Source organism: Phocaeicola vulgatus ATCC 8482 (assembly GCF_000012825.1).
Classification (GTDB): domain Bacteria; phylum Bacteroidota; class Bacteroidia; order Bacteroidales; family Bacteroidaceae; genus Phocaeicola; species Phocaeicola vulgatus.
The window spans coordinates 4,070,170-4,094,787 of sequence record NC_009614.1; the positions used below are offsets into that span (position 1 = coordinate 4,070,170).

The 24,618-nt window shown below is 40.0% G+C and carries 21 protein-coding genes; 11 read left to right on the top strand and 10 right to left on the bottom strand.

Annotation, left to right across the window (positions count from 1 at the left end):
* Window positions 1-57: 57 nt before the first annotated feature.
* The 4 genes from BVU_RS16310 (at window position 58) to BVU_RS16325 (ending at window position 5,852) form a co-directional block, all read left to right on the top strand.
* A complete protein-coding gene (locus BVU_RS16310) occupies window positions 58-978 on the top strand; it encodes an NAD(P)-dependent oxidoreductase (protein ID WP_005843532.1) in 921 nt (306 codons plus the stop codon).
* 108 nt (window positions 979-1,086) lie between these two features.
* Complete coding sequence (locus BVU_RS16315) at window positions 1,087-2,334, top strand: DUF1015 domain-containing protein (protein ID WP_005843534.1); 1,248 nt, start codon at window positions 1,087-1,089, stop codon at window positions 2,332-2,334.
* A 236-nt stretch (window positions 2,335-2,570) separates the two neighbouring features.
* Window positions 2,571-3,485, top strand: a complete 915-nt coding sequence (locus BVU_RS16320; RefSeq protein ID WP_005843539.1) for a DMT family transporter — start codon at window positions 2,571-2,573, stop codon at window positions 3,483-3,485.
* A 45-nt stretch (window positions 3,486-3,530) separates the two neighbouring features.
* Window positions 3,531-5,852, top strand: a complete 2,322-nt coding sequence (locus BVU_RS16325) for a glycoside hydrolase family 20 protein (protein WP_012055614.1) — start codon at window positions 3,531-3,533, stop codon at window positions 5,850-5,852.
* 183 nt (window positions 5,853-6,035) lie between these two features.
* Here the strand turns inward: BVU_RS16325 and BVU_RS16330 are convergent, their stop codons facing one another.
* Window positions 6,036-6,281, bottom strand: a complete 246-nt coding sequence (locus tag BVU_RS16330; protein WP_005843543.1) for an RNA recognition motif domain-containing protein — start codon at window positions 6,279-6,281, stop codon at window positions 6,036-6,038.
* 293 nt (window positions 6,282-6,574) lie between these two features.
* Between BVU_RS16330 and BVU_RS16335 the strand changes: the two genes are divergently transcribed.
* On the top strand, window positions 6,575-7,105 hold the full coding sequence (locus tag BVU_RS16335) for a ferredoxin domain-containing protein (RefSeq protein WP_005843545.1): 531 nt from the start codon (window positions 6,575-6,577) through the stop codon (window positions 7,103-7,105).
* On the opposite strand, the gene BVU_RS16340 is transcribed toward BVU_RS16335, so the two are convergent.
* Window positions 7,095-7,901, bottom strand: a complete 807-nt coding sequence (locus BVU_RS16340) for a Cof-type HAD-IIB family hydrolase (RefSeq protein ID WP_005852435.1) — start codon at window positions 7,899-7,901, stop codon at window positions 7,095-7,097. The two genes, BVU_RS16335 and BVU_RS16340, sit on opposite strands and share 11 nt — an antisense overlap.
* Window positions 7,902-7,996: 95 nt before the next feature.
* Between BVU_RS16340 and BVU_RS16345 the strand changes: the two genes are divergently transcribed.
* A complete protein-coding gene (locus BVU_RS16345) occupies window positions 7,997-9,232 on the top strand; it encodes a DNA recombination protein RmuC (RefSeq protein ID WP_005843549.1) in 1,236 nt (411 codons plus the stop codon).
* Window positions 9,233-9,249: 17 nt separating this feature from the next.
* Window positions 9,250-9,918, top strand: a complete 669-nt coding sequence (locus BVU_RS16350; protein WP_007835476.1) for an MgtC/SapB family protein — start codon at window positions 9,250-9,252, stop codon at window positions 9,916-9,918.
* Between the two features lie 70 nt (window positions 9,919-9,988).
* Here BVU_RS16350 and BVU_RS16355 read toward each other — a convergent pair whose 3' ends face one another.
* From BVU_RS16355 to BVU_RS16365, 3 genes are all read right to left on the bottom strand, one after another.
* Entirely contained in the window at window positions 9,989-11,458 is a 1,470-nt protein-coding gene (locus BVU_RS16355) for a sensor histidine kinase (protein ID WP_005843553.1), read from the bottom strand.
* A gap of 12 nt (window positions 11,459-11,470) precedes the next feature.
* Window positions 11,471-12,598, bottom strand: a complete 1,128-nt coding sequence (locus tag BVU_RS16360) for a histidine kinase (protein WP_008669044.1) — start codon at window positions 12,596-12,598, stop codon at window positions 11,471-11,473.
* 179 nt (window positions 12,599-12,777) lie between these two features.
* Window positions 12,778-13,545 (bottom strand): DUF5131 family protein, encoded by a 768-nt coding sequence (locus BVU_RS16365; protein WP_032935062.1) that lies wholly within the window; start codon window positions 13,543-13,545, stop codon window positions 12,778-12,780.
* A 205-nt stretch (window positions 13,546-13,750) separates the two neighbouring features.
* Between BVU_RS16365 and BVU_RS16370 the strand changes: the two genes are divergently transcribed.
* The gene (locus BVU_RS16370; protein ID WP_005845078.1) at window positions 13,751-14,305 is read left to right on the top strand and encodes an NUDIX hydrolase; all 555 of its coding nucleotides are present in this window, start codon (window positions 13,751-13,753) and stop codon (window positions 14,303-14,305) included.
* A gap of 106 nt (window positions 14,306-14,411) precedes the next feature.
* Here BVU_RS16370 and BVU_RS16375 read toward each other — a convergent pair whose 3' ends face one another.
* From BVU_RS16375 to BVU_RS16395, 5 genes are all read right to left on the bottom strand, one after another.
* On the bottom strand, window positions 14,412-15,200 hold the full coding sequence (locus BVU_RS16375; RefSeq protein ID WP_005845080.1) for a class I SAM-dependent methyltransferase: 789 nt from the start codon (window positions 15,198-15,200) through the stop codon (window positions 14,412-14,414).
* A gap of 271 nt (window positions 15,201-15,471) precedes the next feature.
* Window positions 15,472-15,927 (bottom strand): GNAT family N-acetyltransferase, encoded by a 456-nt coding sequence (locus BVU_RS16380; protein ID WP_005845083.1) that lies wholly within the window; start codon window positions 15,925-15,927, stop codon window positions 15,472-15,474.
* 54 nt (window positions 15,928-15,981) lie between these two features.
* Window positions 15,982-16,941 carry a class A beta-lactamase, subclass A2 gene (gene bla / locus BVU_RS16385; protein ID WP_005845086.1) on the bottom strand — a complete coding sequence of 320 codons (960 nt, stop codon included), beginning with the start codon at window positions 16,939-16,941 and terminating at the stop codon, window positions 15,982-15,984.
* A 58-nt stretch (window positions 16,942-16,999) separates the two neighbouring features.
* A complete protein-coding gene (locus tag BVU_RS16390) occupies window positions 17,000-18,787 on the bottom strand; it encodes a glycoside hydrolase family 15 protein (RefSeq protein WP_012055615.1) in 1,788 nt (595 codons plus the stop codon).
* A gap of 18 nt (window positions 18,788-18,805) precedes the next feature.
* Window positions 18,806-21,058: a bifunctional alpha,alpha-trehalose-phosphate synthase (UDP-forming)/trehalose-phosphatase gene (locus BVU_RS16395; RefSeq protein WP_012055616.1), complete on the bottom strand. Its 2,253-nt coding sequence runs from the start codon at window positions 21,056-21,058 to the stop codon at window positions 18,806-18,808.
* Between the two features lie 360 nt (window positions 21,059-21,418).
* Here BVU_RS16395 and BVU_RS16400 point away from each other — a divergent pair, with 360 nt between their 5' ends.
* The 3 genes from BVU_RS16400 to BVU_RS16410 all read left to right on the top strand — a co-directional run bounded on the left by BVU_RS16400 (window position 21,419) and on the right by BVU_RS16410 (window position 24,537).
* Entirely contained in the window at window positions 21,419-22,765 is a 1,347-nt protein-coding gene (locus BVU_RS16400; protein WP_005845093.1) for an ACT domain-containing protein, read from the top strand.
* Between the two features lie 409 nt (window positions 22,766-23,174).
* Complete coding sequence (locus BVU_RS16405) at window positions 23,175-23,810, top strand: chloramphenicol acetyltransferase (protein WP_005841234.1); 636 nt, start codon at window positions 23,175-23,177, stop codon at window positions 23,808-23,810.
* Between the two features lie 37 nt (window positions 23,811-23,847).
* Window positions 23,848-24,537 (top strand): HAD family hydrolase, encoded by a 690-nt coding sequence (locus tag BVU_RS16410; protein WP_005841236.1) that lies wholly within the window; start codon window positions 23,848-23,850, stop codon window positions 24,535-24,537.
* The last annotated feature ends 81 nt before the right edge of the window (window positions 24,538-24,618 follow it).

Here is a 24,618-nt window from a genome sequence, read left to right on the forward strand (position 1 = left end):
TGGAATCTGTGATAATCCGTGATAATCTGTGGTGAACCTTTTTAATACAATAAGACCATGAAAGTATTAGTAGCAACAGACAAGCCGTTTGCAAAAGTTGCAGTAGACGGTATCCGTAAAGAAATAGAAGCAGCAGGTTATGAACTGGTATTGCTGGAAAAATATGGTGAAAAAGCTAAACTACTGGAAGCTGTAAAGGACGTTAACGCAATCATTATCCGCAGTGATATTATTGATGCCGAAGTATTGGATGCGGCAAAAGAACTGAAAATCGTAGTACGTGCAGGAGCAGGTTATGATAACGTGGATTTGGCGGCTGCTACGGCACACAATGTGTGTGTTATGAATACTCCGGGACAGAACTCCAATGCAGTAGCCGAACTGGCTTTTGGCATGATGGTGATGGCTGTCCGCAATTTCTATAACGGGACTTCGGGTACTGAACTGATGGGCAAGAAGTTAGGTATCCATGCATACGGCAATGTAGGTCGTAATGTGGCTCGTATCGCTAAAGGTTTTGGCATGGATATTTATGCTTTTGACGCTTTCTGCCCGAAAGAAGTGATCGAAAAAGATGGTGTGAAAGCTGTTTCTTCTGCTGAGGAACTGTATGCTGCTTGTAATATAGTGTCCCTGCATATTCCTGCTACGGCTGAAACTAAAAATTCCATCAACTATGAATTGGTCAACAAGATGCCTAAAGGAGGAGTATTGGTAAATACTGCCCGTAAGGAAGTGATCAATGAAGCGGAATTAATCAAACTGATGGAAGAACGCACCGACTTAAAGTATGTTACTGATATCATGCCGGTTGCCCATGCAGAGTTCTCGGAAAAATTTGCCGGCCGTTATTTCGCTACACCGAAAAAGATGGGGGCCCAGACGGCTGAAGCAAATATCAACGCAGGTATCGCTGCTGCCAGACAAATAGTAGGCTTCCTGAAAGATGGTTGTGAAAAATTCAGAGTAAATAAATAAGTAATCCAATAACCGCAGGGGCGGATTGAATCCGACCGGATGCATATAGCTTATGTTTTCGGGCGAATGCAATTCGCCCCTGCAAGTAAAATCTAATACCTTTATTTTATGGCAATAATAAAACCCTTCAAAGGCATCCGCCCTCCGAAAGAATTGGTAGAACAAGTAGCTTCACGTCCATACGACGTACTGAATTCTGAAGAAGCACGCGAGGAAGCGAAAGGTAATGAAAAGTCACTTTATCATATTATAAAACCGGAAATTGATTTCCCTGCCGGAACAGACGAACATGATCCTAAAGTATATGAGAAGGCTGCCGAAAATTTCCAGATGTTTCAGGACAAGGGCTGGTTGGTGCAAGATGAAAAAGAAAATTATTATGTATATGCACAAACCATGAATGGCAAGACCCAATATGGACTGGTGGTAGGAGCGTATGTTCCCGATTATATGAACGGGGTCATCAAAAAACATGAACTGACCCGTCGTGACAAGGAGGAAGACCGCATGAAACATGTCCGCGTAAATAATGCCAATATAGAACCGGTATTCTTTGCTTACCCGGATAATGCGGAATTGGATGCTATCGTTAAGAAATATACTTCACAACGGCCGGAATATGATTTTATCGCTCCGGGTGACGGCTTCGGACATTCATTCTGGGTGATCGACAAAGAAGAAGATATAAAAGCTATCACAAAAGCTTTCGAAGCCATGCCGGCTCTTTATATTGCCGATGGTCATCATCGCTCGGCTGCCGCAGCCCTGGTAGGCGCCGAAAAAGCGCAGCAAAATGCAAACCATCAGGGAAATGAGGAGTACAATTACTTTATGGCTGTATGTTTCCCGGCCAACCAGCTGACTATTATTGATTACAACCGTGTTGTAAAAGACTTGAACGGGCTGTCTCCGGAACAATTCCTGACCGCTGTCAGCAAGAATTTTGTGGTAGAAGAGAAAGGAACTGAGGTCTATAGACCACAGGCTCTTCACAATTTCTCTCTCTATCTGGACGGTAAATGGTACAGCTTGACAGCAAAACCGGGCACATACGATGACAATGATCCTATCGGAGTATTGGACGTGACTATTTCTTCCAACTTGATATTGGATGAAATATTGGGAATCAAGGATCTTCGTTCCGACAAACGGATTGACTTTGTAGGTGGTATCCGTGGCCTGGAGGAATTAAAGAAGCGTGTGGACAGCGGTGAAATGAAAGTGGCTTTGGCCCTTTACCCTGTTTCTATGAAACAATTAATGGATATTGCCGATACCGGCAATATCATGCCGCCCAAAACAACTTGGTTTGAACCGAAACTTCGTTCGGGATTGGTTATTCATAAACTGAGCTGATCCATAGTGGAACACGGACAGAAAGAACAAACCTGCATTTCCCTTTCTGTCCGTGTCCGTTCAATCATTTCATATAATTTTTCAGCTGCTACAGGTGATATAAATTCTTTTATATTTGTTGATTAGGTATAATTAAAATAAATAGATGTCAGAGTGAAAGAATAAAGCATTTTTCCTTTGTTTATTGCTGACAAATATCTAATTTCGCGCCGATTTTAAAGCGTGTAATAAAAACGATGACTAACAACAAGACTAAAGGATTTCTCCTTGGGGCAATCGCAGCAGCCAGCTACGGCATGAACCCACTGTTCACCCTTCCTCTTTATAGTGCAGGAATGAGCGTAGACTCGGTATTATTTTATCGCTATGCACTGGCTATAGTTGTACTAGGTATCATGATGAAGATGCAAAAGCAATCTTTTGCCATTAAGAAAGCGGATGTGCTGCCACTTTGCATCATGGGACTGCTGTTCTCATTCTCTTCCCTGTTTCTCTTTATGAGTTATAACTACATGGATGCCGGTATCGCATCCACCATACTGTTTGTCTACCCGGTACTGGTAGCTATTATTATGGCTGTAGTATTTAAGGAAAAAGTATCGCCGGTCACTATGTTTTCCATAGCGCTGGCCTTTGTGGGAATTTCCTTGCTCTGTAAAAGTCCGGGAGGACAGACACTCAGCCTGGTCGGGATTACTTTTGTCTTTTTATCATCCTTGTCTTATGCTATCTATATAGTTGGCGTAAACCGTTCTTCCCTGAAGGATATGCCTATAGCCAAGCTTACTTTCTATGTCCTGCTTTTCGGCCTGTCTGTTTATGTGGTGCGATTGAAGTTCTGTACAGGACTGCAGCCTATCCCTACACCCTTGTTATGGGTGAACGCAGTTTCACTGGCTGTTTTTCCTACTGTTATTTCGTTGGTGACCATGACAAAGGCCATACACTACATTGGTTCCACCCCCACTGCTATTCTGGGTGCTTTGGAGCCTGTTACAGCTTTATTCTTCGGAGTACTGATTTTTGGAGAGCAGCTGACACCGCGCATTATTCTGGGCATTTTGATGGTGATTACTGCCGTAACTCTGATTATAGGAGGAAAAACATTGCTGAAAAAAAGCAAGATTCGGTTAAGGCATACTGGCAGATAAAGTCGGATTTTGTATCTTTGCCCTTGCAATTATAAATTTTCCACTATGAAAAAACAACTGATGCAATGGGCAGGAGTGGGAATGTGGATGGTATTGGGGCTGTCCGCATGTTCCCCTACAAAAACAGAAATCGGAAATCTGAATGTCATTCCGCAGCCCCAAGAAGTAAGTCAAGACATTCAAGCCCACCCTTTTGTTATTAATCCGCAAACCGGTATTGTTTATCCGGAAGGCAATGAAAAGTTGCAACGGACGGCAGAATTTTTAGCTTCCTATATTAAAGAGGCAACGGGAATTACTGTCCGGACAACAACTGAAGCCGCAAGGAAGAACTCCATCATTTTGGCGGTTGACGGTTCCATTACCAACAAAGAGGGGTATCAACTGGAGGTAACTTCTGAAAACATCCATTTGAATGGAGGAAGTGAGTCGGGAGTATTTTATGGAATACAAACGCTCTACAAGGCTTTGCCGTTGACCAAAAACAAACAGGTATCCGCTGCCATCCCGGTGGGAACTGTTAATGACTATCCTCGTTTCGGTTATCGTGGTTTCATGGTAGACGTGGGCCGCCATTATTTTCCGGTTTCTTATCTGAAACAAATCATTGATATGCTGGCACTGCACAATATCAATTATTTTCATTGGCATCTGACCGAAGACCAAGGCTGGAGAATTGAAATCAAGAAATATCCCAAACTTACGGAAATAGGTTCGATGCGTCCGCGTACATTGATTGACCGTGAAACCCAGACCTACGATGAAACTCCTCATAGCGGTTTTTATACACAGGAAGAAGCAAAAGAAATTGTCAAGTATGCCGCTGACCGTTTTATTACTGTAATCCCCGAAGTTGACCTTCCGGGACATATGATGGGAGCTTTGGTTTCCTATCCGGAATTAGGTTGTACGGGAGGTCCATACGAGATTCCTTGTAAATGGGGGGTATTCCCTGATGTGCTGTGTGGAGGAAACGACCGGACTTTACAGTTCGCCAAAGATGTATTGAATGAAATAATGGATATCTTTCCATCTCCTTATATCCATATTGGTGGGGATGAATGTCCGAAAGTACGTTGGGAAAAATGCCCTACATGTCAAGCTAAAATTCGGGAACTGGGTTTGAAAGATACACCAAAACATAGCAAGGAGAACCAATTACAGACCTATTTCATGTCCGAGGTAGGCAAAGTTATCAATGACAGAGGGCGTAAAATGCTGGGCTGGGATGAGATGTTGGAGGGAGGATTGGCTCCAGGTGCCACAGTGATGTCATGGACCGGTGTCAAAGGTGGTATCGAAGCCGCCCGTCTGCACCATGATGCGATTATGACTCCTATTCAGTATCTTTATTTCAGCAATCCTACTTACAACCGGATAAAAGGGACTAAAAGCCTTGGACGTGTCTATACATTTGAACCTGTTTCTAATGAATTGGCAGAGGATGAACGAAAATATATCATCGGTACCCAAGGATGCATATGGACAGAATGGACGCGTGACAGTTTGAAGATGGAATGGCAAATTCTTCCCCGTATGGCTGCCTTGTCCGAGATTCAATGGACGGAACCGTCACATAAAAATTTCGACAGTTTCTTGAAACGTTTACCGGCTCTGCTGGCTATCTACCGGGATAGAGGTTATGATTTTCGCCAGGACATTTATGATGTGAACATTGATATTGTTCCGGCTCCCGATGAAGGAAAAGCCCGGATTGCTTTTCAGACGTTTGATGACGCGGAAATACATTATACATTGGACGGCAGCGTTCCCGATGTGCAATCCCCATTGTATACCGACACTATACAAGTGGATAAAGATGTTATCATACAAGCCATTGCAGTTCGTCCGCAGGGTGCCAGTCAGATAAGTAAGGAGGAAATACATTTTAATGCAGCCACAATGAAACCGGTTACCTTGAACACCATTCCTCATAAATCATATACTTTTAAAGGAGGAAGTACCTTGATAGACGGATTATATGGGGATATGAATTATCGCTCAGGACGTTGGATTGGTTTCTACGGGACAGATATGAATGTGACCCTTGATCTACTTGAGCCTAAGGAGGTGTCTTCAGTTTTCGTAAACACAATGTTGAACACAGGCGATGCTATCTTTGGTACAACAGGTCTGAAGGTGGAAGTTTCTGAGGACGGGAAAAATTTCCGCAGGGTAGCCTCCGAAGATTTTCCCGTTGTGGAAAAAGGAACTAAAATGCAGAGCCGCAAAGACTCTGTCTCTTTTGACAAAGTAAAAGCCCGCTATATTAAAATCATAGCAGAAGTTACTCCGAAACTTCCCGCATGGCATTCCATGCCTGGCGAAAAAGCGTTTTTGTTTGTTGACGAAATAGGAGTGGAGTAAATCCGCCTTCGGAGCAATGGCTTTCTAAAGAACAAATACCAAACAAGAAACGGACATTCTGACAAAAACAGATGTCCGTTTCCTTATTCATAAGCCTTTCATGTATTTTCAAAAGCTGTTCAAGAAAAAATGGCGATAGAGATTCACTCTGTCGCCATTATGTGATGTGGAATGTCTAATTCCTTATGCTTTAGGAAGTGCTTCTTTTACAACCATAGTACGGTTTACATATTCTGCACCGTTCAATTGCTTGATAGCTTCTTTGGCTTCGTCATCATTAGGCATTTCTACAAAAGCAAAGCCTTTAGAACGACGTGTTTCACGGTCAGTAATAAGTTTTACTGAAGCTACTGTTCCATACTCTTCCATTACACCTCTCAAATCACCTTCCCTAACATTATAGTTAAGGTTTCCAATATACAAATTCATAAAATAAAAATTGATAAATAAATAATTAAGTAAACTTTGAATTTAAAAATTTAGTTAGAAGAATAGAAACGGTTCAAGTGTGAGATGAATTGAGTCAATCGAAAAAACTATCTTTTTATATTCCGTTGTCAAAGGAACGATAAATAATTGGATTATCCACTATATTTCTCTTTTTATTTTGATATTTTTTTAGCCGGTGACTCTTTTTATACTTTTTAGGCTTAAAGCAGGAGCCTTATATCATTCATATTCACTAATTTTGTATCAACAGCTAACTTATAACTAAGATTTATATGATATTGAATGAAAGAGAAAGCCGCCATGAGCATGTGTTGCATGTGGCCCGACAAATGATGACGGCAGCGCGCACTGCTCCCAAAGGAAAAGGTGTTGACATTATTGAAATAGCCATGGTGACGGATGGTGATATCAATATTTTATCGGAAATGATGGTGAAAATGGTTGCGGAGCATGGAATGAAATTCTTTCTGCGCGATGCGGAAAATATTCTGAATGCGGAATGTGTCCTGTTAATAGGTACCCACGAACAGGCGCAAGGATTGAATTGTGGTCATTGTGGATATGCCACCTGCGTGTCTCGCAAAGAAGGAGTGCCGTGTGCTCTCAATAGTGTCGATGTGGGCATTGCCATCGGATCAGCTTGTGCCACGGCAGCAGACAACAGGGTGGACACACGGGTCATGTTCTCGGCCGGACTAGCAGCGCAGCGTCTGAACTGGCTGGAAGGATGCACCCAGGTTTATGCCATCCCTGTCAGTGCATCCTCTAAAAATCCTTTCTTTGACCGGAAACCTAAAGAATAAATTTCTCTACTACCGCGGCTACACCATCTTCTTCGTTAGAAAGGGTGATGTAGTCGGCGTTTTGACGGACTATTTCTTGAGCATTGGCCATTGCTACCCCCAATCCGGCATATTGTATCATAGAAAGATCGTTAAAACCATCACCAACGGCAATCATTTCTTCTTTTGTCATACCGATTTCTTTTAGCAATACGGCCAGTGATTGTGCTTTATCAATACCTTTAGGAACCAATTCCAAAAAATAAGGTTCGGAACGGAATACGCCCATACGGTCTTTCAAGTGTTCGTACATTTCTTTTTCAAGCACTGCAAGCCGCGTAGGTTCACCTACAATCAGACATTTGGCAATAGGAAATTTTATTGCCTCCAGAAAATGATCCACTTTCTTGGGAGTCATCACATTCAGAATAGCTTCTTTCAATACATATTCATCTTCCGGATATTCAGTCAATACATATTTTCCATCGTAAGTGACGATAGCAAAATGATTGTCGGTGGCACATTTATACAGGTAAGGCAATATATCCGGATCGAGCACATTCTCGTACATCATCTCACCGGTTTTCCAGTCTATGATCTCACCTCCGTTATACGAAAGTATATAACCTTCGTATTTCTGCAACTCTAAGATCTCGGCCAGTGGAGCCACACCGTATGTGGGACGCCCCGATGCCAAAACAATTTTTACTCCGCGCTCTTGCGCTTCGATAAGTGTACGACGTGTGTGTTCCGTTACCTCTTTCTTTTGATTGGTCAACGTTCCGTCTAGGTCTAAAACTAATAATTTATACTTCATATACTATTTAATGGAGTGCTTTTGCCAAATTCGCTGCAAATATAACGATTAAATTCATGGCTTTTTGCTACATTTGCTCAAAATAAACAAGAATCATGACAGAAATTTTATTAACCGTAATTATTATCCTGCTGATAATTAATATTGTAATCGCACTTACTAAAAACAATCGTCTGCAAACCGAACGTCTGGAAGGATTGCTACGCGAAGAAATGAAAGAAAACCGGGACGAGCTGGGAAGAAATATCCGCGAACTGCGTAATGAACTGAATCAAACCTTGAACTATTCTATCCGCAATATGCAGGATACTTTGCATAAAAACCTGCTGACCGGTAATGAAATGCAACGGGAAAAATTTGAAGCAATGGGCAAGCAACAGGAAGCCTTGGTGAAAAGTACGGAAAAACGATTGGATGACATGCGGCAAATGGTAGAAGAAAAATTACAGAAAACATTGAATGAACGTATAGGACAATCCTTTGAAATAGTACGTTCGCAGCTGGAGAATGTACAGAAAGGATTGGGAGAGATGAAGAGTCTGGCACAGGATGTAGGAGGATTGAAAAAAGTTTTAAGCAATGTGAAGACACGGGGTACATTCGGAGAAGTACAATTAGGGGCTTTATTGGACCAGATGCTGAGTCCGGAACAATATGCGGCGAATGTCAAAACCAAGAAGAATGCAACGGAATTTGTGGAATTCGCCATTAAACTTCCGGGAAAGGAAAATAGTAATGATACTGTATATTTACCTGTGGATGCCAAATTTCCCAAAGATGTATATGAGCAATATCAGGATGCATACGAAGCCGGAGATGCCGCATTGATTGAAACTTCATCCCGCCAACTGGAAATCACAATCAAAAAAATGGCAAAGGACATTCACGATAAATATGTAGACCCACCTTTTACAACAGATTTTGCCATTATGTTTCTGCCATTCGAAAATATCTATGCAGAAGTGATCCGCCGGACCGCATTGGTGGAAATGTTGCAAAAAGACTGGAAGATAGTGGTTACAGGTCCTACCACCCTGGGAGCTATCCTGAATAGTTTGCAAATGGGATTCCGTACACTGGCCATTCAAAAACGAACAAGCGAAGTATGGAATGTGTTAGGGGCAGTAAAGACCGAATTCGGAAAGTTTGGAGGATTGCTGGAAAAGGTACAGAAAAATCTACAGAATGCAGGAGACCAGTTAGAGGAAGTTATGGGAAAACGTACTCGTGCCATAGAGCGTAAACTACGCCAGGTAGAAGCCCTTCCGGCAGAAGACAGCCAACGAATGTTGAGTTTGCCCGAACTGACAGATGATGAGGACGATGAATAAACAAGGAGGACTTAAAGATGAGCATGACGTGGGATTTTATTTTAAGATTGTTTGTGGCAGGCGCTTTGGGTACTGTTATTGGTCTGGATAGGGAATATCGTGCCAAAGAAGCCGGTTACCGTACCCATTTTCTAGTATCACTGGGAAGTGCTCTCATTATGATTGTGTCACAATATGGTTTTATGGAAGTAGTGAAGATGGAGGGAATAGACCTGGACCCGAGTCGTGTGGCCGCACAGGTTGTCAGCGGTATCGGTTTTATTGGAGCGGGTACTATTATTTTTCAGAAACAAATCGTGCGCGGGCTTACTACCGCTGCCGGAATTTGGGCTACTTCGGGCATCGGTCTGGCTATTGGAGCCGGTATGTACTGGCTGGGAATCTCAGCAACAATCCTTACGCTGATTGGTCTTGAGGCACTTAGCTATCTTTTTAAAAGTATAGGTATGAAAAGTTCCATGGTGGAGTTCTCTACAGACAATAAAGAAACACTGAACCGTATGGCCAAGAAATTCAATTCCAAGGAGTACAATATTGTTTCCTATCAATTGGACGAAAAGAGGTTGGGAGAAGTAACGACCTATTATGTTACAATGGTTATAAAATCCAAGAAATACAATGATGAAGGTATGTTACTGACATTATTACAGGATTTTAGCGATATTACCGTTCATAGGCTGGAGTAAGCTTTTCCGGCTTGGTTCAAAAGCAGCAGGGGAGAGCGCTTATTGAAAGATTCTCTCCCCTGTGCTGTGATCATGCTTTTAACCGCATAACAAACGTACTTCCTTCTCCCAACTTACTGTCTACTGTAAGCGTACCATTATGGGCCTCGACAAAATCCCGGGAAATAGACAGACCTAAGCCGCTTCCTTGTACTTTAGTTCCGGGAACCCGGAAATAATGGTCAAAGATGCTTTTATGATAACGTGGATCAATCCCTTTCCCGAAATCCCGTACAAACATCTCAATGAATCCATCATCTGTCTGACGTGCCCCTATTACTACACGACCGTTTTCCGGTGAATACCGGATGGCATTGGAAAGAAGGTTGGTCAGCACCCAAGCTATCTTCTCACTGTCGACAAACAGTTTACCTATTTTGTCTTCAGGGTACTCCACTTCTATTTGAATGTTGAACTTCTCGGCTTGCACACGGTTTGCCTTTATTGCATATTCTATCAACTCTATAGGTTTGGTTATCTTAGGCTTCAACTGTAGTTTTCCTGATTCTACCTGCGTCATATTCAGCAATTCGCCGGTGATATTAAGCAGCCGTTCGCTATTTTCCTTGATACTGTTTGCCAAATCTTCCTGTTCTTCATTTAAAGCTCCGATACGCTGGTCTTCTAATAATTGCAGACTCATCATAATAGCCGAGATAGGAGTCTTCAATTCATGTGAGATTGTAGAGATAAATGTGGTCTTGGCCGAATCCAGTTCCTTAAATTCGGTTATATTCTTCAACATAATGACATATCCTTTTTTTTCCATAGTAACCCCATCTTTCCCCGGTTGGGAAATACTCATGTATTTTACTTGGAAAAAACTCTCTTTATTGTCCGCATAAATCTTCAGAGGTTCTTTCTTTTCTTTTTCCTTGTCTTTGACTGGTTCCCCAGGAATTTCCACCAATTCACGAATCAGGCGGCGCAACAAATCATTGCGCAGGGAAATATCCTGTGCAGAATGTTTAATAACTTCTTCACGCTTCAGGTTGATCACATTCAATGCTTCGTCATTGATGAACAGGATTTCCATATCATTATTTAAACCGATAATAGGCTCGTTGATACTGTTGATGATAGTCTCCATATATTTTTTAGATGCCATCATATCGGATAAAGTACTTGCATGATAATCTTCCAGACGTTTGGCCATGCGGTTGAAATTTTTAGATACTTCTGAAAATTCTTCACTGCTGTTCAATTCCAAACGTTTCTCATAATTATGGTTTGCAATTTCCTGTATAGCGTTGGTCAGCTCTTTAATAGGATTATCAATTGATGCGGGAAGACGCAACCACATACCAATACCAATACATATACATGCGGCACCAACAACATATATCCACAATAAAGCCCGCTGTAATCCGGGACCTGCTGCCGGACTGTCAGGTTCCGTGGCAGTCAGTATTTGCAAATTCACAACAGAAAGTACAACCAACAGTACAATCATTGCCACCAATATCCCTATGGCGAGGGTTAGTTTCGACTTTATATTCATAACTTTTATTTTTTATGCAAGTATAATCAAATCTATGTCCATTTCTGCTAAAGAGTGTAGAAATTTTCGATATTTGGAAAGACTGAATAATGCACCGGGCATTTTGAAAGCAGGATGCCCCATACAGACAGTTGTAATTCCACGTTGACGACAAGTCTTAATTATTTCTCCCATAATATCGGAAGATGAAACTTGGATAACTTCACCGCCCAACTCGGTAACCAGTTTAAAATGATTAAGTAAATGCCGCTGTGTTGCCAATGGAATACGTTCCGTACTTTCGGCAGGCGTTTGTACATAAAGGGCAAAAAAGACCGTATTGTACCGGGAAGCAAGCCGTGCCGCTTTACGGATGATATGTCGGGGAGTCCGTTCATTACTGCTGATACATGCCAAAAACTTCTCGTGCCGGATACCCTTTTCGCCTGTAACAATTTCATTTTCAACTTTTTTCTCGACTCGAAAGGCCACTTCTTTTAGTGCCAGTTCACGTAACTGAAGAATATTCTCTGTCTTAAAAAAGTTATTCAGTGCCAATTGAATCTTTTCAGGGCGATAGATTTTCCCGGCTTTCAACCGGTTTATCAGTTCTTCGGCAGTAAGGTCTATATTTACCACTTCATCCGCATCCTGCAACACCTTGTCCGGAATCCGTTCCTTAACCTCTATACCTGCTATGCCTTTTACGTCTTCATTCAAACTTTCTATATGCTGGATATTAACTGCAGAAATTACGTTTATACCGGCATCCAACAATTCCATTACATCTTGCCAACGTTTCTCATTCCGGCTGCCCTCGATGTTGGTATGTGCCAATTCATCTACTATAACCAGTTCGGGATGTAACTGAAGAATGGCATCAAGATCCATTTCTTCCACTTCCTTACCTTTGTAAAATATCTTTTTCCGAGAGATAACAGGCAATCCTTCCAACATAGCAACGGTTCCTGCACGTCCGTGCGTTTCAATATAACCTATCTGTACATCTACACCGTTCTCCAACATTTCGTGAGCTTCTTGCAGCATACGATAACTTTTCCCTACACCGGCTATCATTCCGATATAGATTTTAAACTTTCCACGCCGTGAACGTTTAATCAAATCTAAAAAATGCTGTACACTTTCTTCTCTGTCTTCCATTTGTTACTTTATCATATTGGCAATATAACAATTTTCCGCATATTTAATATCAGTCCTTTTATAACAGGCAAAGAATATACCAATAAAACAAACGGCTTAGCTACAATGCCATAAGCGTGTCATCAAAGACTAAAGCTTACCAAAATGAAAAGGGGGCTCTTTCAAAATGAAACACTTTCTTAATCACTATAATTATTGCCGTTAGATTTCCCAGAATAGTTTATTCCTGCTTTTCTAGCTTGTGTATGTTGAAATTGACGGGCTATTTTATATTCACGTTCTCCTTTTAGTAATCTGTATCCGGTTTGTTTAAACCAAAAGCTTATATTATTTTCTATACATTGCCGACGAATGTCCAATACCCAGTCATAATTACATATACGCGCTTCTTTGCCCGATTCTCCACCTACCACAATCTGTTCTACCCATGTACCGAGTTCTCCCTTGAAGTTTATAGCGGACAACAACGGTTCACAGATAATGATTTTATGCTTTACAGGAGCTGCTTTATAAAGAGGAAGACGGTAATCCACTCTGTCTTGATTTTCCATGGTGCAACAAATGGTAACATTATCATACCCGTCCCCCCAATCCGGAGGCAGACATTGGCCGAGCCGGTCTATGCGTTTAGTTATAAACAAGAAATGAAGATCGTATCGTTCCCGCATCATTTTCCATGCTTCTATACGCCATTCATCGGCTTCTTCTATCAGAAAATCGGAGGTAAAACAAGTATAGACAAGATTGCCGGAAGGGATCTTGTAAGTCTTATCCTTTTTCCGTCGCACGGGCAGATTGAATTGTCCGGTTTTGGTTATTATGGAACTGTCTTTCCCATGTTTACTATCTCCGCGATATACATAACAATGCCGGCAACCTGTACTTAGCTTATGGCAGCCATGCCAAGGATTCCATAGAGAAGACTCCGGACTTATTCTATTTTCCATTCTGTCTGAATAAAATTTATCATTGTCTGCAAAGTTAGCTAAAGTCTTTTCATCATTTACATAATTCATTCCTGAATTTCTTCAAAAAGAATGGGAGTGTTATAGTTAATGCAAATGGATTAATGTACCTTTGCCGGTATAATCAATTAAGCCACTGGCAAGAATAAATTTTATAATGTAGAATATAAAACAAAAAACTTATTATATGAGCACAGACGATAGAAAATGGGAGATTATTGAAAGTGAATATCTTATCCGCCGCCCTTGGCTGACCGCACGCCGTGACCGGGTTAAACTACCTACAGGAGTTGAAATTCCTGAATATTATATTTTGGAATATCCTGATTGGGTAAATGTAATTGCTATCACCAAAGAGGGTAAATTCGTATTAGTACGCCAATACCGTCACGGAATAAAAGAAACACGTTATGAAATTTGCGCCGGAGTTTGTGAAACCGGAGAAGAACCTTTGCTTTCTGCCCAACGCGAATTGTACGAAGAAACAGGGTATGGCAATGGAAATTGGACAAAACTTATGACTATTTCAGCAAATGCCAGCACCATGACAAATATCACTCATTGTTATCTGGCTACGGAGGTAGAACGAATCTCTACCCAGCATTTGGAAGAAACTGAAGATCTGACAGTGCATTTGCTGGATGAAGAAGAAGTAAAAGCGTTGTTATTGAATGATGAGGTGAAACAATCATTGATGGCTGCACCGTTTTGGAAGTATTTTGCTTTATATTCTCGTTTATAATAAAGACTTTTAGGGAGACTGAAAAAGCTCCCTAAAAGTAAGTTGAATCATTTATTCTATTAAACCGAGTTAATCACTTTTTATACTTCTTTGTATCGTCATTCGCTCACCTTCTCAGTGAGAATCCTTTTTTGCAGATAAAGAATGCATAGCCATAATATGCTTTATACTTACTATATAGCTCAGCCTCATGATGATTGGATGTTATCAATTCTTCTACGATTCTGCTTCCTGCATGTTTTCTTCTGAATATTTCCTCGGCTTTAGCTTGAGGAGCAAAATAATGTTCTATCCAGCAATTCTCCGGAAGAATGAATGTCGCAACCGGAATATATCCTGCTTTTTGTATCTGGGCTACTTTGTTGGGAACCGTATCTATTTCCGTATAAGCACTCATCCAGAAATCATGAATTTCTGCCGGGCGTTGATCGGTAAACCAGACACTTTCAGAAACGGCAAGGTATCCTCCCGGTTTCAAATAGTTGCGCCACTCTTTCAAGCCTCGTTCAAAGCCGATATTATAAATGGCTCCTTCCGACCAGATCAAGTCCAAAGAGTCCTTTTCAAAAGAAAGGTCATCCATCGAACCGACTATGCCTTTCACCCTATTCTGGAGATTCAGTTTCTCGGCATTCTTGTTGAAACGTTCAATGAATCCCGGGAAAAAGTCGATGCCTGTAATCTTCCCCGGTACATGTTGTGCCAAGATCATTGTCTGGCCCCCTGTTCCACAACCGAGATCGGCAATAAGGGATTTGTTGGTAAGATTATCTATAAAGCTTAATGCTTTAAGAGTTACTTCGGGACTTCCGGGTCCTTGTCGCTCCGTATTTAAGAAAAAATCACAAATCAAATTTACATCGAATCCTAGAATTGTATTGTTGTCATTATTCATTATCGTAATATATTAAACATACACTGAAAGCATAGCCATACTCCCTGTGTAATTAAAAAATAAAATTATAGTAATATGAAATTGCTCTCGAAAAAATATCCCGAGAATACACGAATAAACAATCTATTTATGAGAACAGATTGTTTACGACACCAAATCCGATATACGAGTTTTTAACATAGTGCAAAGATACACCTATTTCATTGAAAAACGATAGAAAACAATGTTTAAATTTAGGAGATATTTCAGTATTTGATCTTTTTCCACTCTTTTAAAAACCTATTTTACGTTTCAAATAAATCATATCTTTTAGTAAAACCCCATTGTCAATAATGGGATGATCGTAGTTCTCCGTGAAAAAACCTTTTATACAATGAGAATATTCAAAGCCGCAACTTTTATAAAATGCAAGAACACCGGGAACGTCTCCTGTTCCCACTATCATCTGAGTATATTCTTTTGAATAATGGTTTATCAGGTGGTTTATTAGTTTTCTACCATATCCTTGTCGCTGGGCAATAGGGGTAACCGCTATATTCTTCAATTCACAAATTTCCGGACCTTCTTTTGTTACAACGCCCACGGCTTTTATCCCATTATCTTCCAATACAAACAAGTCACCACGCTCCAGATACCGGTCTATCATTGTTTCCTGTTCATCCCCAAGCAATAATAAGTCCAGATATTGCTTTTTATTTCTAGATATTTTAATGATGTGATAATCCATAATATTATATTTATAACATTCTTGTCTTTATAGATAGTGCAAAACAGCACTATTTTAACGATTCCCGGCATATCGGTAAACAGCAGCCGAAATATCAGAGATTATTTTAGCATTCGTTTCCATATTTTCTTTTGAGTCTTTAACAAATACAGCTACTACGTATCGGCTTCCATCAGGTAGAATTACAAAGCCAATGTCATTGATGCCAATGTATTCTCCCCGGTCATTCTTATCGGAAGTTCCTGTCTTATGTCCTATCTTGACTTCACTTTCGGGAAGGGAAGCAGGCAGTCTGTCTTTGCCTGTCCCACACTCTATCATAATATGCTTTAGAAAATCTGTATATTCATTTCTCATGAAATCTTGAGTCATAAAAAGTTCCAATAGATTGGCTGCTTCCATTGGTGTTGTCCAGTTTTTGTAACAATCATCCATGCCTTGATGCATCTCATCTTCGGTAGCAGTTATGGAAACATCGTTTATTCCCAATGAATGAATGTATTCATCCACCACGTTTACACCACCTATATAATCGAATAAGATATCACAGGCTACATTGTCACTTGACTGCATTGTATAAACTAAAAGTTCACTAATCGGAAGTTCTAAATTGCCTTGGGGATATTTATCACGCAAAGGGCTGTATGTATCCGGTTTGAAATATTTTTTATCAAGATATAGGGAAGTGGAAAGTGGAATATGCCGTTTTTGCAGGTAATCACATACAGCCAATGCCTGATGAAACTTATAAACGCTCATCATGGGATATTTTTCGGCATTATTTATGGCCAGCGTATCTTCTCCATCCAGTATCAAAGCCACTCCTATAGTTGCTTTCTTATCTTTAATAATATGTCGAATTTCTGTTTTTAATGTTTTCAATGAATCTTGGGATTTATTCTGAACACATCCGCCAGACAACACACACCATATACATATAATAATATATGGATATCCGTTTTTTACTAAAGACTGCAAGATTAACCTTGGACTCCGTTTTTTTGTTATACGCATTTTCCTGATTTTAATTGTACGAAGATACCGGATTATCAGTCCTTCTCCAAATTTTTCCTTATTTAAAGATTAGCCTTTTATCTTCTTCCGCAAATAACACAGCAGTATTTACCAGTGCCAGATGAGAATAAGCTTGTGGGAAATTACCCAATTGTTCTTTTGTTTCGAAATCAATATCTTCACTGAACAGACCCAAATGGTTTGAATATTGCAAAATTTCATCGAACAGACAGCGTGCTTCGTCTTTTTCCCCGATGACATAAAGTGCACGAATCAGCCAAAATGTACAGATGGTAAAGGCCGAAGAAGGACAGCCAAAATCATCATGAGTATTATAGCGGTACATCAATCCTTTGTGTAATAAGGATTGCTTGACGGCTTTCACTGTTTTATGATAACGAATATCATCAGCATCTATAAATCCATAAGGTTCCATTAACAGTAAAGAAGAGTCCAAATCCAGATTGCCGTATGCTTGTGAAAAACTTTGTATTTCTTCCTTCCATCCGTTTCTCATAACATCCGCTTTAATTGCATCAGCTTCTTCTTCCCAACGTCGGCTATTCTCATATTTATTCAGAATACGGGCTATGCGGGCTCCTCTGTCCAAAGCAACCCAACACATCACTTTGGACGAAACGAAATGCTGTCCTTCGCCCCGTATCTCCCAAATTCCTTTATCAGGCTTTCTCCAATCTTCCATCACAGTCGTCATAATACTTTTCACCATTTCCCACATATCTTCTATTTCATCCAATGTACCTGGCATCAACCGGTAATATTGGTAAATCAAGTCCATCAGATAGCCGAATGAATCATTCTGCCTTTGATGATAAGCATCATTGCCGATACGCACCGGTTGGGAGTTTTTATATCCTGAAAGATGGTCGAGTATAACTTCAGTCAATTTCCTTTCCCCACGAATGCCATACATTATTTGATAAGTGTCATGCTCGGCAACAAAAGTAGATTGTATGAATTTCATGAATTTGCGGGTTGCATCGGCATGACCTATCTTGAAAAGAGTCTCTATGGACATGGAGGCATCCCGCAACCAACAAAAACGGTAATCCCAATTACGTACTTCTCCCACAGCTTCGGGCAGGCTGGTAGTAAGAGAGGCTAATACTGCGCCATTATAAAAAGACATCATCTTCAGGGTGAGTAAGCTACGCTCTATTATATCGTTGTAAATAGTGAACTTTCTTGTACGATCCGTCCAGTTCAACCAATAAACCAACGTGCGGCAATACTCCAGTTTCTCACGCTCTATATCAACAGGAATCACCTTTTCATTGTATGACAGAAGAAAAAATTCATCTTTCTCTAATATAAATTCCTGATGGTTTACAATACCTTGCAACGGCAAAGAGGAATACAGATATTGTCTGTCCTTGTTGTTAGAAGAAGAATAGGTTTCAATATACCGGGAAGTTACATTAAAAAACGCTTTTCCACGAGCATAGTCGGAAGCCGGATGGTAATTGACTTTAATGCGGGGACGACCTTTAATCCAGTGAATATAACGATAGACCTCAGCCGGACGATAATATTCCTTATTATCATATAACTCATAACAAGGCATAAAGTCGACTACCGCAAATTCGTCTTGCTCTGACACAAAAGTAGTGGAAAGAATATTGGTATGGGGAACATACGATTGGATGGTGTGATAGTCTTCTGAAACTTCAAAAACAAAAGTCCCGCCTTTTTCACGATCCAGAAGAGCTGCAAAAATAGAAGGTGAATCAAAATTTGGAAAACATAGCCATTCAATATTTCCTTTTTCGGAAATCAGTGCGGCTGTGCAGCAATTACCGATTACACCGTAATTCAAATTGTCCATGGTTATTTTTTTGTAATGTTAGTGGTTTATTATCCGTTTTAAAAAATCTATAGCCGATGATAGCTGCCCTTTCAAACCACTTTTCAAGGCTGCTTTCACCACGCTTTTATCTGTCAGCCGTTGTAAAAACGGCAAGGTGTCTGTCTGTACGGGCAGATTGTAACGTGCACTCTCGGATGCTGTACCAATCTTTACAGTCACAGCAGTAACAGGCAGGGCTTTAAACATATCATCATCCGTGGTATCATCTCCCATTGCCAGGATAAAATCATATCGGGTGGCAAGCAAAAGCCTGTTTACTTCTGAACCTTTGGTAAATTCGGGAGATTTTATTTCTATCACCTTATTACCTTGCATGATTTGCAAATTCTGTTTCAAGCAAATAGATATCAAGGAATTGACCAACTGTTGCGCACGTAATCTGCCCAACCATGCATCGGTCTCACGATAATGCCAGGCAAGTGCCGTTTCTTTGACTTCAAGATGGGAGCGAGGAGTCTTGCTGACAAATAATTTTAATATAGAAAGTAATCCGGGGCTCCATTCCTGCGCGTGTACATTCTTGTGCCATACACCATTCTCTTTATAAAAGGCCCCATGTTCGGCTGCAAAGGAAATAGGTAGTGCACCCAACCATTTCTCTAAAGTAAAATGGTCACGTCCGCTGTTTATTACCACATGATTCAAGGGGTCGGCAGTCAGTTTCTGCAATGTATCCAGCAATTGCGGAGTAGGAGAGGCATCTTCCGGCCTTTTCTGAAAAGGAACCAGCGTCCCGTCATAATCCAATAAAATCAAACGCTTTTTAGCATGTAAGTATTGATGCTGAATTTCCTGCATATTCTGTGATCCTATCTTCTTAAGAAGCATGGTTTTGTTTTTGTGTGCCACTTCCTGCCATTCATTTACAAAATCGGCAGCCCATTTATTGACAGTCTGTACGGATACAATAGACTGCATACGGTGCATCCGTTCTTTCTGTTCTTCAAACGGCATTTCCAATGCCCGGCAAATGGCATTTTCTATCTGCTCCGTATCATTGGGATTAACCAGCAAGGCGTCGGTCAGTTCCACAGCGGCACCGGCCATTTCACTTAAGACCAATACACCGGGATTGTCTTGCTTGACAGCAATATACTCTTTGGCAACCAAGTTCATTCCGTCACGCAAAGGAGTGACTAATGCAATATCAGCTATAAAATACATGGCAGCCAATTCTTCGAATGAGAAACCATGATAAAAATAGCAGACCGGAGTCCAGTTCATTGTAGAATATCGTCCGTTGATAGAACCTATTTCCTCGTCAATCCGGGTTTTCAATTCGGCATAACTGCCTACATGATCACGTGAAGGAACTATGACCATAGCCAGTGTTACCTTGCCATGATATTCGGGATGGTGTTCCAAAAAAGAGGCAAATCCATAAAGACGGTGCAAAATGCCTTTACTATAATCCAAACGGTCTACCGATAGGATAAGTTTATGTTTGCCAAACAAGAGACGGGTTCGTTCTATAGCTTTCCAAACATTTTTTTGTTGTGACACATTGTGGTAAAGGTCATAATTTATCCCCATCGGAAGTGCATCAACGCGCACAATGCGACTGCCTATCCGGGTTTCATCCAAACTGAAATCCATATGGAGTACCCGTTCGGCCGCGCTGATGAAATGACGCATATAGTCATGTGTATGAAATGCGATAAAATCGGCTCCTAACAATCCTTTCAGTATTTCGGCACGTTCAGGCAGAATTCGGAATAACTCATAAGATGGAAACGGAATGTGATGGAAATAGCCGATATGCAACCGGGGAAGCTCTTGGCGGAGCATTTCCGGAAGTAACATCAACTGATAATCTTGTACCCAGACCCAATCATCCGGTTCCACAAGGCGGATGATTTCCCGACAAAACAAAGCGTTAACCTCTTGGTAAGATTGCCAGAAACTCTTTCTATATAATGTATAGGCAAAGAAATAGTGACATAAAGGCCACAGGGTACTGTTACTGTATCCCTCATAATAGTTCTTATATTGCTCATCGGATAAAAATATGGGATGGAGATTCATTTCCTCCAACCGGTGACAGATATCCTGTTTTTCTTCCTCTTTGTCTGTACAGATTCCGGGCCACCCCACCCAATGTTTCTCGTAATTGCCTTGTAGGGAATTTAGGCCCGTTGTCAGACCTCCTTCACTACGTGAGAAAACAAAGGTATCTTGTTCTGCGACAGCCTTCACGGGCAGTCTGTTTGATATGATATACAATTTCATTTTTATATAATTCTTTTTTTCAGTTAGATGACAAAAGTCATACCACCAACTTAAATATCTTATTATCAATATGATATATACTTGTCAATTAGTTTATACATTTTCAATATGAAAGCCTTTTTTCTAAAATGGGAAATGAAATAGCCGAAAGATAAAAGTGCAATTTTTGTAATGGCATCGATTTTGATTTATACAGAGTATAACGCTATCAACTTATAGAAAAGGTAGCGAGCAAACAATAATAAACAACTGATTAACAAACTAATAAAGATGAAACTAGTAAGAATATAGCTTTCCAATATGGAAATTTGCCTGTTAAAATGAAAAAGAAACTCGAAAAGAATAAAATGCAATACAAAAATGAAAGTATATAATTTAGAAAATATTAAATCTGCTGCCGAACTGAAACATCGGACTGAAGTAATTAGCATGAACGAACGTTCTATTATAGTGCTCGACACTTTTACCGGCATTGCCCAAAAGCTGCAAGCTGTTTCTATTTCTTTATTCCATCTCGATATCGAAAAGGTTATGAATCAATTGCAGGATTTCGAGAATGATTGTGGAAATTGGCTGGACAATCTTCTTTCCTCCGAAATGCAGAAAGCAGAAGCTGCCAAAGAAATAAAAGTACACATCGATCAAATTTCCCGTTTATGTAATGAAAATCCGAACATCATTGACGATCATGAGATTATGGCTCACGGAGCAATGATATCCTCTCTTATTCTGTCACATTATTTAGAAGAATGTACGAAAAAGAACTTCATCTTGAACTCATGTCATTTCATGCGGCTAGGGCTTGATCGGAAACCGGATATAAAGTATGTGAAAAAAAATGTAGAAGAACTGATGAAAGCCTGTCCCGATGTCCCCATTCTTATTACCCAAAGCCGTTTGTGTAAAAATGCATATGATGAAGTGGATTTATTCCCACAAATAGGAAATGAGTATTATGCCACTGTTATCGGGGCTGTATTCCATGCGGATGAAATTATAACATCCTTACGTTCTGATGAAATTTGTTTCCAAGGTATGGAACATACTCGGACTCTTACATACGGTGAAGCCGAGAATTTTATTGATAGCGGCATTGCATTGCTTCATCCGGAATGTATTCTGCTGGCGCGCACCGTCGGTATGGCCATTGTATTGATAAAAACACCGGAAGATACATTACGGATATCATCAGAAAAAACAGGAACAAAAGTAAAAGCTGCTGTTTCACGCAGAGGTGTGGTCTTTGTCAAACTTCGTTCGTTAGGGGTTCTTACTTCTTATCTATTTATTGGAAAAGTATTTGATGTGTTCGAGAAATATAAGGTTCCTGTCTATTTAGCGACTTCCTCTAATGTGAGTGTTTCATTGGCTGTGAAATGTAGCAACGACACATTACGCCTGATATATCGTGAATTACATAAGTATGCGGAAATAGGAATGGAAACAGAAATGTCTGTGGTCAGCGTTATTGGCGATCTAAATTGGGAAAAGCATACAGGGTTGGAAGCCAGAATTATAGAAACGCTGAAAGAGATGCCGGTATGCATGATTTCATATGGCAGCAGCACTCACAATCTTTCAGTGCTGGTACGGGAACAAGATAGAGAAAAGGCATTAATGACACTGTGCAAAGCCTTTCTAGATATTCCATCAGAAAAATTTGATGTAATAAAACAAACTCAATTACAAGACTCTTTTGTCATGTGACCTTCTTGAATAAACAGAAGCAACAAATTTGCCCGACAGGTATTTGTTGCTTTTGTTTTTGATTAAATAAAATATTATTTTATCCTTATAGCGATTTATACTTTATTGCCAATTCCATCACCTACATTGTTATCCACACAAAAAACTGACTTATGAATTTAATAGAATTCTTTCCCTTATAAACAAAAATAGACATATAGTTGATTACCAGTCCTGAATAACCTTTTAAAATAGTTGCTGTTATCCATTCTTAACTTTAACACAGAACAGGAGATAATAAAATGGATTTAAAGCAAACAAAGAACATCTCTGTTAAAATACTTTTTGTATATTTGCAACAATACGTTTTATCGTTAAAATAGTTGTAACAGAAATAATACACATAAAAGAAAAACAGAGTAAATAGAAAATGAAGCGAGTTATTAACCTGGACAATTGGAATAGAAAAGAGCATTTTAAATTCTTCTCGGCTCTCGATGACCCTTTTTGGGGAATTACCATGACTGTTGATTTCACAAGCATATATCAACAAAGTAAAAATATGGAAGTTTCTTTTTTTCTTTATTCTGTGCACTTCCTATTGAAATGTATCAATGCGACTACTGCATTCAAATTACGTATAGAAAACGGAGAAGTAGTAGAATATGATAAAATCAATATTTCGCCCACTATCGGAAGAGAGGACGGAACTTTTGGCTTTGGATTTTTTGAGTATGACACAGATCTTTCTTTATTTATTGAAAATGCAGAAAAGGAAATACATAGAGTAAAAAACAGTACCGGACTTTCTTTTTCCAAGGACACAGCAAGAGCGGATGTCATCCGTTATTCGGCTCTGCCTTGGTTTGCCTTTTCCGAGATGAAACATGCCGGTTCAATTCAAACAGGAGATTCTATACCCAAAATTTCTATAGGTAAGCTGATACAAGAAAAAAAGAAACTTTTGCTCCCTATATCCATCAGTGTCCACCATGGCTTGGTGGATGGACGAAATGTTGCCGAATTTATACAGAACGTAAAAGACGGACAAAACAATACATTATGATATGATTTGCTCCCTCTTCCTATTCTAATAATAAAACATGAAAAATAAGATAGAATTTATCGCTTTTGATGCCGATGACACTCTTTGGGAAAATGAACTTTATTTTCAAGAGTTGGAACACAAATTTTGTCATCTTCTGAGGAAATATTCACCGGCTCCTTCCGTATCAGAAGAATTGTTCAAGACAGAAATAAAAAATCTGCATATCTATGGTTATGGACTGAAAGGAATGCTGCTTTGCATGATTGAAACCATTTGCAAAGTTACTAATGGAGAAGGAGACCTCAATCTCGTAAAAGAAATCCTCCGATCAGGTCAGGAACTTCTGCAAAGACCAATCACATTATTGGACGGTGTGCAAGAAGTCATATCAGCCTTGCACGAAAATTATAAATTAGTATTGGCCACCAAAGGTGATTTGTTCGATCAAAAAAGAAAGATTTCTGCGTCCGGACTACAAGAATACTTTTGCCACATAGAAATAATGAGCGACAAGAAAAATGCGGATTATAAAAGATTGCTTGATCATTTAGGGTGTAAGGCAGAAAATTTACTGATGATAGGTAACTCGATAAAGTCGGATATTATTCCCATATTGGAACTCGGAGGTTATGCAGCCTATGTACCTCATCATGTCACTTGGGCACACGAACAGTATGAAGGAGAAGTAACGCACTCCCACTTTATTAAGTTGAATAACATTAAAGAGATACAAAACTATCTTTAGTTTTTGCCATACTCCATTCTCCACGTGGTAACTCTTTGAACAAAAATACCACGTCCGGCAAGACTCAAAAAAGGATAAGTC

What these genes read in the sequence shown, in the direction of transcription:
- bla (WP_005845086.1), bottom strand. Translation starts at nt 16,941, where the DNA reads ATGCGTATAACAAAAAAACGGAGTCCAAGGTTAATCTTGCAGTCTTTA.
- BVU_RS16320 (WP_005843539.1), top strand. Translation starts at nt 2,571, where the DNA reads ATGACTAACAACAAGACTAAAGGATTTCTCCTTGGGGCAATCGCAGCA.
- BVU_RS16400 (WP_005845093.1), top strand. Translation starts at nt 21,419, where the DNA reads ATGAAAGTATATAATTTAGAAAATATTAAATCTGCTGCCGAACTGAAA.
- BVU_RS16365 (WP_032935062.1), bottom strand. Translation starts at nt 13,545, where the DNA reads ATGGAAAATAGAATAAGTCCGGAGTCTTCTCTATGGAATCCTTGGCAT.
- BVU_RS16350 (WP_007835476.1), top strand. Translation starts at nt 9,250, where the DNA reads ATGAGCATGACGTGGGATTTTATTTTAAGATTGTTTGTGGCAGGCGCT.
- BVU_RS16310 (WP_005843532.1), top strand. Translation starts at nt 58, where the DNA reads ATGAAAGTATTAGTAGCAACAGACAAGCCGTTTGCAAAAGTTGCAGTA.
- BVU_RS16345 (WP_005843549.1), top strand. Translation starts at nt 7,997, where the DNA reads ATGACAGAAATTTTATTAACCGTAATTATTATCCTGCTGATAATTAAT.
- BVU_RS16315 (WP_005843534.1), top strand. Translation starts at nt 1,087, where the DNA reads ATGGCAATAATAAAACCCTTCAAAGGCATCCGCCCTCCGAAAGAATTG.
- BVU_RS16395 (WP_012055616.1), bottom strand. Translation starts at nt 21,058, where the DNA reads ATGAAATTGTATATCATATCAAACAGACTGCCCGTGAAGGCTGTCGCA.
- BVU_RS16360 (WP_008669044.1), bottom strand. Translation starts at nt 12,598, where the DNA reads ATGGAAGACAGAGAAGAAAGTGTACAGCATTTTTTAGATTTGATTAAA.
- BVU_RS16355 (WP_005843553.1), bottom strand. Translation starts at nt 11,458, where the DNA reads ATGAATATAAAGTCGAAACTAACCCTCGCCATAGGGATATTGGTGGCA.
- BVU_RS16410 (WP_005841236.1), top strand. Translation starts at nt 23,848, where the DNA reads ATGAAAAATAAGATAGAATTTATCGCTTTTGATGCCGATGACACTCTT.
- BVU_RS16405 (WP_005841234.1), top strand. Translation starts at nt 23,175, where the DNA reads ATGAAGCGAGTTATTAACCTGGACAATTGGAATAGAAAAGAGCATTTT.
- BVU_RS16375 (WP_005845080.1), bottom strand. Translation starts at nt 15,200, where the DNA reads ATGAATAATGACAACAATACAATTCTAGGATTCGATGTAAATTTGATT.
- BVU_RS16390 (WP_012055615.1), bottom strand. Translation starts at nt 18,787, where the DNA reads ATGGACAATTTGAATTACGGTGTAATCGGTAATTGCTGCACAGCCGCA.
- BVU_RS16325 (WP_012055614.1), top strand. Translation starts at nt 3,531, where the DNA reads ATGAAAAAACAACTGATGCAATGGGCAGGAGTGGGAATGTGGATGGTA.
- BVU_RS16340 (WP_005852435.1), bottom strand. Translation starts at nt 7,901, where the DNA reads ATGAAGTATAAATTATTAGTTTTAGACCTAGACGGAACGTTGACCAAT.
- BVU_RS16335 (WP_005843545.1), top strand. Translation starts at nt 6,575, where the DNA reads ATGATATTGAATGAAAGAGAAAGCCGCCATGAGCATGTGTTGCATGTG.
- BVU_RS16370 (WP_005845078.1), top strand. Translation starts at nt 13,751, where the DNA reads ATGAGCACAGACGATAGAAAATGGGAGATTATTGAAAGTGAATATCTT.
- BVU_RS16330 (WP_005843543.1), bottom strand. Translation starts at nt 6,281, where the DNA reads ATGAATTTGTATATTGGAAACCTTAACTATAATGTTAGGGAAGGTGAT.
- BVU_RS16380 (WP_005845083.1), bottom strand. Translation starts at nt 15,927, where the DNA reads ATGGATTATCACATCATTAAAATATCTAGAAATAAAAAGCAATATCTG.